The sequence below is a fragment of the Ferrovibrio sp. genome, from assembly GCF_017994015.1.
Classification (GTDB): domain Bacteria; phylum Pseudomonadota; class Alphaproteobacteria; order Ferrovibrionales; family Ferrovibrionaceae; genus Ferrovibrio.
Window position 1 is genome coordinate 22,483 of record NZ_JAGOLP010000040.1, and the last position, 6,432, is coordinate 28,914.

Below are 6,432 nucleotides of genomic sequence, written 5' to 3' on the forward strand. Positions count from 1 at the left end.
CGCTTCTTCGTCAGCTTGCGGTTTCGCTATGACCCGCTGCGGCTGACGGCGCGGACCCTACCGATGCGCGGTGACATAGATGTGACTCTATTGTTGCAGGCGTATGACAATCGCCGACAGGTTTTTCAAAGGTATCTGAACAATTATCGAACAAAAGGCAATCTAATAGAGAATACAGAGCCGATCCCGACTTCTGACTCAATGACAAGCCGCCCTCTGTGACGGCTGACAATATGCTTCACGATGGCCAGGCCAAGGCCGGTGCCACCCAGTTCCCGGCTGCGTGCCGAGTCGACTCGATAGAAGCGTTCAGTCAGGCGCGGCAGATGCTGTTTCGGAATGCCCTCGCCCTGGTCGGTTATCGATACTTCCAGGCCCAGTTCGTCATGCCGGCGCAAAGCCACTGTCACCTGGCTGCCGTTGCGGCCATATTTCACCGCATTATCGATCAGATTCTGGAAAACCTGGCTCAGTTCATCGCGGGCACCCAAGGCGGGCGGCGCGGTCTCATCCAGCTCCAGCCGAAGTGTTACCGACTTGGCGGCGGCCTGTGGCTGCAAGCCTTCGGCCAGATCGCGCAGCAAAGGCGCCAGCGCTACAGCATCGCGGGGGCGGTCATGCTCACGCATCTCGATTTGCGACAGCGACAACAGGTCGTTGATCAACCGCGCCATGCGCGCCGCCTGGTCGCGCATGATGCCCAGGAAACGAATCCGCGCTGGTTCATCATCGCGGGCCGGACCGAGCAGGGTTTCGATGAAGCCCACCAGGCTGGCCAGCGGCGTACGCAATTCATGGCTGGCATTGGCGACAAAATCCGCCCGCATACGCTCGGCCTTCTGCAACGCCGTGATGTCATGCAGCGCCAGCACCGCCGCCATGTCCTTAGGCGTGGCATCCGGCGCGGTATTGCCCACTACCGGCAGCGCTGCCACGCGCAGCGAGAAACTGCGCCCCTCGGCCGTGGGCAAGGTGAAATCCACCGCAATCAGTGCTTCCTGGCCGGCCAGCACGGCATCCACCGCTTCCAAGGCAGCTGGGTGACGCAGCGCCAGCGACAGGTCTTGCCCCACCATTTCATTGCCGAACAGTCGGCGCGCGGCGTGGTTGGCGCGGGTGACGCGGCGGCCCTGATCCAGCACCAGCAAAGGATCGGGCAGCGCGCTCAGAATGGCATCCGCAGTGGTGGATTGCAGCGCCACCTGGCCTTTTTCACTCAGCAGATGGCGACGCAGCCGCTCCACCGTAGCATCCAGCTCACCCAGCATGGTCCAGGCATCCCAGCTCGAAGGCGGGCGCGGCTCATGGCTCAGGATCCCCTCGGCGCGCTCCAGGGCGCGGCGCACAGTGCGCGAATGCCAATAGGCAAAGGCCAGATGCACGGCGAAAGCCGGCAGGCCGATCAGCAAGGCTTCACGCCAGCTTAGGGCCGCGCGCATCACCGCCAGGCCCAGCACCAGCAAAAGTGGCAGACCAAGCAGCATCGACAACGCCAGCCAACGCGCCAGCGGCACTTTGCTTTTCACGGTCGCCATTGCAACAATGCCTCCACCAAGCCACGCAGCACGTCAATCAGCGGCGCCGCGCGGGCCGCATCATAGGGCTGCGGCTGCGCCTCATCCATGTAACAGATCTCCGCCAGCTCCAGTTGCAGCGCATGCATGCCATCGGCCGGGCGGCCATAATGCCGGGTGATATAACCGCCTTTGAAGCGACCATTATGCACATGGCTGAACCGTGTATCGCGCTGCAAGGCGGCATAGGCCTGCGCTGCCAGGCCGGCATCGCAGCTCTGCATGTCATTGGTGCCAAGATTGAGATCCGGCAGCCGGCCCTCGAAGAAACGCGGCACCATGCTGGGGATGCTGTGGCCATCCAGCAGCAGCACAAAACCATGCCGCGCCTTGAGCGCCGCCAGCTCTGCGGCCAGACGGTCATGATAGGGCTGCCAGTATAACGCCCGCCTTTCGGCCATTTCGGCTGGCGCAACGCTGCTGCCATCCAGATAGACCGGCTGATTGCCGAAACTGCGGCTTGGACAGAGTTCGGTATTATCGGCACCGGGATAAAGCGGCTTGCCTTCCGGGTCGCGGTTGAGATCAACCACATAGCGTGACAGCTTGGCCGCCATCAGCCCAACGCCCAGGCCGGTGACAAAATCGTAGAGTTTTTCCACATGCCAGTCGGTATCGGGCACCGCCAGGGCGGCCGGAGTCATCCGCTCGGCCAGATCCTGCGGCAGTCCAGTGCCGCAATGTGGTACATTCACCAGCAGCGGCAGGCTGCCCGGGAAAAAATCATATAAGGCGGTGCTGTTGTTCATGCTTTTCTTCCACGTGAATCATAACAACTAGATGCGACACAATTTATTACATCCGGAAATTTCTCATAAACTATTGATATTAATATAAATTATTAATCAACAGGGTTTTGGTCCGGCTGCTGCATCGCCTATGCTGCTGGCCAATCTGTATACGGCTCCCGGACCCGCAGCACCATGGATTTCTCGTTTTTCGGCTTTACGCTTTCGCCCGCTGAAATCGGCGCCTTTCTCGAAGTCATCACGATCAACATCGTGCTGTCCGGCGACAATGCCATCGTCATCGCCCTCGCGGTGGCCGGTTTGCCCGAGGCCCAACGCAATCGGGGTATCTTCTGGGGTATCATCGGCGCCACCGGACTAAGGCTGATCTTCACCGCCGTCGCCGTGCAACTGATGGCGGTGATCGGCCTGATCCTGATCGGTGGCCTGCTTCTCTTCTGGGTGGCCTGGAAAATGGCCCAGGAATTGCGCGCCAAAAGCGGCGAAGATGGTGACGGGGATGGTTCGGATGGACCCAAATCGTTACGCCAGGCAGTGGTGCAAATCATTATCGCCGATGTCTCGATGTCGCTCGACAATGTGCTGGCGGTGGCTGGCGCAGCGCGGCAATACCCCTATATCCTGGCTTTCGGCCTGATCCTGTCGATCGCCCTCACCGCCGTAGCCTCCAATCTCATCGCCCGCCTGCTCGACCGCTACCGTTTCCTCGGCTATGTCGGCGTGGCGATCATCTGTTATGTTGCCTTCGAGATGGTATGGGATGGCGGTATCCAGGTGCTGGCGGCAACGCACCTGGATGAGAAATTGCACATTAATTTACAGTAAATTTTTTGTGGTATGCGTTTATGGACGGCCGGGGCCGGGCAGCCAGTCAGGGATTGTTTATGGCCGGTTAATTTGATAACTCCTGCGATCCCTATTGCATGGCAGGCAGACCAGACATGGATTTTTCCCTCTTCGGCTATGTTATCGAAGCGTCGCATATCGAGGCTTTTCTCAAGGTATTGATGATCGACATCGTGTTGTCGGGCGACAATGCGATTGTGATCGGCATGGCGGTGGCCGGCCTACCTGTCGCTGATCGCGGCAAGATCATCTTCTACGGCATCATGGCAGCCACCGTGATGCGCATCGGTTTTGCGGCTGTGGCGGTGCAGCTACTGTCAATCATCGGCCTGACGCTCGCTGGCGGCCTGCTGCTGGCCTGGGTCAGCTGGAAAATGTGGCGCGAATTGCGCCATCAGGCCAAGAGCGAGAGTGGCGAAGCTGCCAACGAGAAGCCGGCGCCCAAGAGCAAGCGCGAAGCCATCATCCAGATCATCATGGCCGACGTCTCGATGTCGCTGGATAACGTGCTGGCGGTGGCCGGCGCGGCGCGCGAGCATCCCTATATCCTGGCCTTCGGCCTGGTGCTTTCGATTGCGCTGATGGCCGTGGCGTCGAAGTTCATCGCACGCCTGCTCGACCGTTATCACTGGATCGCCTATATCGGCCTGCTCATCATCGTCTATGTGGCTGCCGAAATGATCTACAATGGCGGTTTCCAGGTGCTGAACGCCTTCGCGCCCAAGACCTGACGTAACAATGACACCGGAACCAGCGATGCCAGTGCAGCCATCCAGCCCCAGCCGCCGCAAGGCGCTGGTGCTGCTGGGCGCTGGCCCGCTGGCCTCGGCATTGCTGCCAAATTTGGCTCAGGCGGCACCTGAAGATGCGCGTCGCCTGCTGGCTGAATTGGTGAAAAGCCAGCCCAGGGCCGGCCGGGTCACAATCAAGACCCAGGATATCGCCGAGAATGGCAATACCGTGCCGGTGACGGTGAGCGTTGATAGTCCGATGACCGAGGCGGATCATGTGCGGACGATCCATGTCATTTCGGATGCCAATCCGCAGCCCGGCGTGGCCAGCTTCATGCTCACGCCGGCCTCGGGTAAGGCCGAGGTGTATTTCCGCATGCGCATGGCGGCAACGCAGAACCTGATCGTAGTGGCGGAAATGAGCGACGGCACGAGCTGGAGCGCCAGCCGCGCCGTCACCGTCACCATCGGCGGCTGTAGCAATTGAGCGGAACAGGCGCAGTATGAGCCAGGACGTCAAACCCCGCATCCGGGTGCCGCAGAGCGCCAAGAAGGGCGAGGTCGTGGAAATCCGCACCTTGGTGAGCCATGCGATGGAATCCGGCCAGCGCCGTGATGCCGCAGGCAAGCTGATCCCGCGCCAGATCATCAACCGCTTCACCTGCCGCTATAATGGCAAGCTGGTATTCGATGCCAAGCTTGAACCCGGCATTGCCGCCAATCCGACGCTGAACTTTTTCCTGAAATGCACGGAATCGGGCAAGCTGGAATTCGCCTGGACCGATGACGATGGCAGCATCTACGCCACCACGCACAGCATCACCGTAATTTAGAGTACGCTGCGATTAGATTGATGCACTGCGCCGCGGCGATTTTGCGTTTTGCGGAGGAGCCCGGCGCCGGGCGTAGTGGGACTACGGCCAAGCCGGGCGACGCGCGCAAAACGCAAAAGCGCCCGGCCCCTCTCGGGTTGCGCCTGGAGGCGGCATCCGCGTCGTCGAAACGCTTGCAGGTACCGCAAGGTACCTGCTGCGAGCTTCTCCTATCGGCCTACCGCCTCCAGACGCAACGCAGCGCGTCAATCTATTCGCAGCGTGCTCTAACCGGGCGGCGCTTCGTCCGGTGAGGCTGCCGCCGCGGCGGCTGCGGCAGTCCGTGCCGCCATGCGGGCGCGATAGCGTTCCACCGCCAGCGCCACTTCCTGTGCCAGCGCATTGGCCTGTTTGCCTGGATTGAAGAAGGCCAGCACCGCCTCAGACAGGGTTTGCAGCAGATCAAGCTGCTTGCGGCCTTCCGCCGTGGCGCCAAGCAACAGACTGCCAGCAGCAATATGGCGCGCCGTCAGCAGCAGCGGGTCGCAGATTTTGCCGATATGCGCCAGTTCGGTATCGGCGACGCGGCGGGCGATCTCCTCCACCGATTCAATCAGATCGGTGAGCAACGCGCGCGTTGCCTGTTCCACCATGCCCTTGCGATAGGCCGGCACCACCTGCTGCGCCACGAAGGCAATGCGGAAGGCCGATTGCCGCAGTCGCAGGCTTTGCACCTGCTCCTGCGCTGCCGCCAGCGCCTGCTGATTCTGCGCCGCATCAACCGGCTCGCCGAGCAGCTTGGCGCGCAGGATGTTGGGCGCTTCGATCAGCGGGATTTCGCTGCCGCCACGATCAATCGACTTGCGCCGGTCGGGGCCGATATAATCCGCCGTCACAACAAAGGGTTTACGCGCCGTGGCCAATGCCTCAATACGCTCGATCAATGTGCGGGTATTGAGCGGCTTGACCAGCAGATCATCAGCGCCGGAATCCACTGCGGCCCGCACCATGTTTTGTGATGCTTCCCAGGTGGTAAGAATCGCCGGCAGAAAAGGATTGTTGCCAAGCCGGCCATGGCGCATGGCGCGTAACGCCGCGCAGGCATCGCCACCGGGCATAGCCGCATCCAGCAGCAGCAGATCGGGCCGCGACACGGCCAGCAGATCGGAAAAGCCGGCCAGGCTGTCAAATTCACGCAGGCCGGTGAATCCAGCGCCGCTCAGCGCCTGCCGATATAGCTGACGCATGCCGCTATTCGCATCGCCGAACAGAATCCGTATGTCACGCCGATACTCTGGGTTCATGGCGTTAATCCTACCGCCACTGCTGCGCCGCAACAAGCGATCAGCACGTGCAACGCGCTGTCACTACAATGTTATGCGCGTGTCATGCAGTGGCAGCATTCAGCCGCGCGGCTTGGCCCGTGCGGTTGGCGTGGCATTGGCGGGGTCTTCGGGCCAGGGATGCTTCGGGTATTGTCCGCGCATTTCCGCACGCACAGCGCGGTAACTGGATTGCCAGAAGCCGGCCAGATCGCTGGTCACCTGCAATGGCCGTCGCGCCGGCGACAGCAGATGCAGCAGCAATTTCACCCTTCCGCCGGCAATCGCCGGTGTGCTGCGCTCGCCAAACATCTCCTGCAACCGCACGGCCAGCACCGGCACGTCACCCGCCGTGTAATCAATCGGCAGTGAATTGCCGGTTGGCACCCGCCAATGGC

Annotated in this window: 8 protein-coding genes; 4 read left to right on the forward strand and 4 right to left on the reverse strand. The window is 61.2% G+C overall.

The annotated features are described in order from the left end of the window. Positions 1-143 precede the first annotated feature (143 nt). Positions 144-1,535 carry an ATP-binding protein gene (locus KBB36_RS15745; protein ID WP_290982928.1) on the reverse strand — a complete coding sequence of 464 codons (1,392 nt, stop codon included), beginning with the start codon at positions 1,533-1,535 and terminating at the stop codon, positions 144-146. Beyond that, positions 1,523-2,323: an N-formylglutamate deformylase gene (gene hutG, locus KBB36_RS15750; RefSeq protein ID WP_290982930.1), complete on the reverse strand. Its 801-nt coding sequence runs from the start codon at positions 2,321-2,323 to the stop codon at positions 1,523-1,525. The genes KBB36_RS15745 and hutG overlap by 13 nt, the downstream gene beginning before the upstream one ends. Before the next feature lie 174 nt (positions 2,324-2,497). Here hutG and KBB36_RS15755 point away from each other — a divergent pair, with 174 nt between their 5' ends. The 4 genes from KBB36_RS15755 to soxZ all read left to right on the forward strand — a co-directional run bounded on the left by KBB36_RS15755 (position 2,498) and on the right by soxZ (position 4,733). Further along, positions 2,498-3,148, forward strand: coding sequence for a TerC family protein (locus KBB36_RS15755; RefSeq protein WP_290982932.1), 651 nt, complete (start codon positions 2,498-2,500; stop codon positions 3,146-3,148). 116 nt (positions 3,149-3,264) lie between these two features. After that, positions 3,265-3,900 carry a TerC family protein gene (locus tag KBB36_RS15760; RefSeq protein ID WP_290982934.1) on the forward strand — a complete coding sequence of 212 codons (636 nt, stop codon included), beginning with the start codon at positions 3,265-3,267 and terminating at the stop codon, positions 3,898-3,900. Between the two features lie 25 nt (positions 3,901-3,925). Next, positions 3,926-4,387: a thiosulfate oxidation carrier protein SoxY gene (locus tag KBB36_RS15765; RefSeq protein ID WP_290982936.1), complete on the forward strand. Its 462-nt coding sequence runs from the start codon at positions 3,926-3,928 to the stop codon at positions 4,385-4,387. A gap of 16 nt (positions 4,388-4,403) precedes the next feature. Then, entirely contained in the window at positions 4,404-4,733 is a 330-nt protein-coding gene (gene soxZ, locus KBB36_RS15770) for a thiosulfate oxidation carrier complex protein SoxZ (protein WP_290982938.1), read from the forward strand. 266 nt (positions 4,734-4,999) lie between these two features. Here soxZ and KBB36_RS15775 read toward each other — a convergent pair whose 3' ends face one another. Both KBB36_RS15775 and KBB36_RS15780 read right to left on the reverse strand, forming a co-directional pair. Further along, positions 5,000-6,016: a response regulator transcription factor gene (locus KBB36_RS15775; RefSeq protein WP_290982940.1), complete on the reverse strand. Its 1,017-nt coding sequence runs from the start codon at positions 6,014-6,016 to the stop codon at positions 5,000-5,002. A 99-nt stretch (positions 6,017-6,115) separates the two neighbouring features. Next, the coding region (locus KBB36_RS15780) for an ATP-dependent helicase C-terminal domain-containing protein (RefSeq protein WP_290982943.1) at positions 6,116-6,432 on the reverse strand (317 nt) is incomplete at its 5' end.

What these genes read in the sequence shown, in the direction of transcription:
- KBB36_RS15745 (WP_290982928.1), bottom strand. Translation starts at nt 1,535, where the DNA reads ATGGCGACCGTGAAAAGCAAAGTGCCGCTGGCGCGTTGGCTGGCGTTG.
- hutG (WP_290982930.1), bottom strand. Translation starts at nt 2,323, where the DNA reads ATGAACAACAGCACCGCCTTATATGATTTTTTCCCGGGCAGCCTGCCG.
- KBB36_RS15755 (WP_290982932.1), top strand. Translation starts at nt 2,498, where the DNA reads ATGGATTTCTCGTTTTTCGGCTTTACGCTTTCGCCCGCTGAAATCGGC.
- KBB36_RS15760 (WP_290982934.1), top strand. Translation starts at nt 3,265, where the DNA reads ATGGATTTTTCCCTCTTCGGCTATGTTATCGAAGCGTCGCATATCGAG.
- KBB36_RS15765 (WP_290982936.1), top strand. Translation starts at nt 3,926, where the DNA reads ATGCCAGTGCAGCCATCCAGCCCCAGCCGCCGCAAGGCGCTGGTGCTG.
- soxZ (WP_290982938.1), top strand. Translation starts at nt 4,404, where the DNA reads ATGAGCCAGGACGTCAAACCCCGCATCCGGGTGCCGCAGAGCGCCAAG.
- KBB36_RS15775 (WP_290982940.1), bottom strand. Translation starts at nt 6,016, where the DNA reads ATGAACCCAGAGTATCGGCGTGACATACGGATTCTGTTCGGCGATGCG.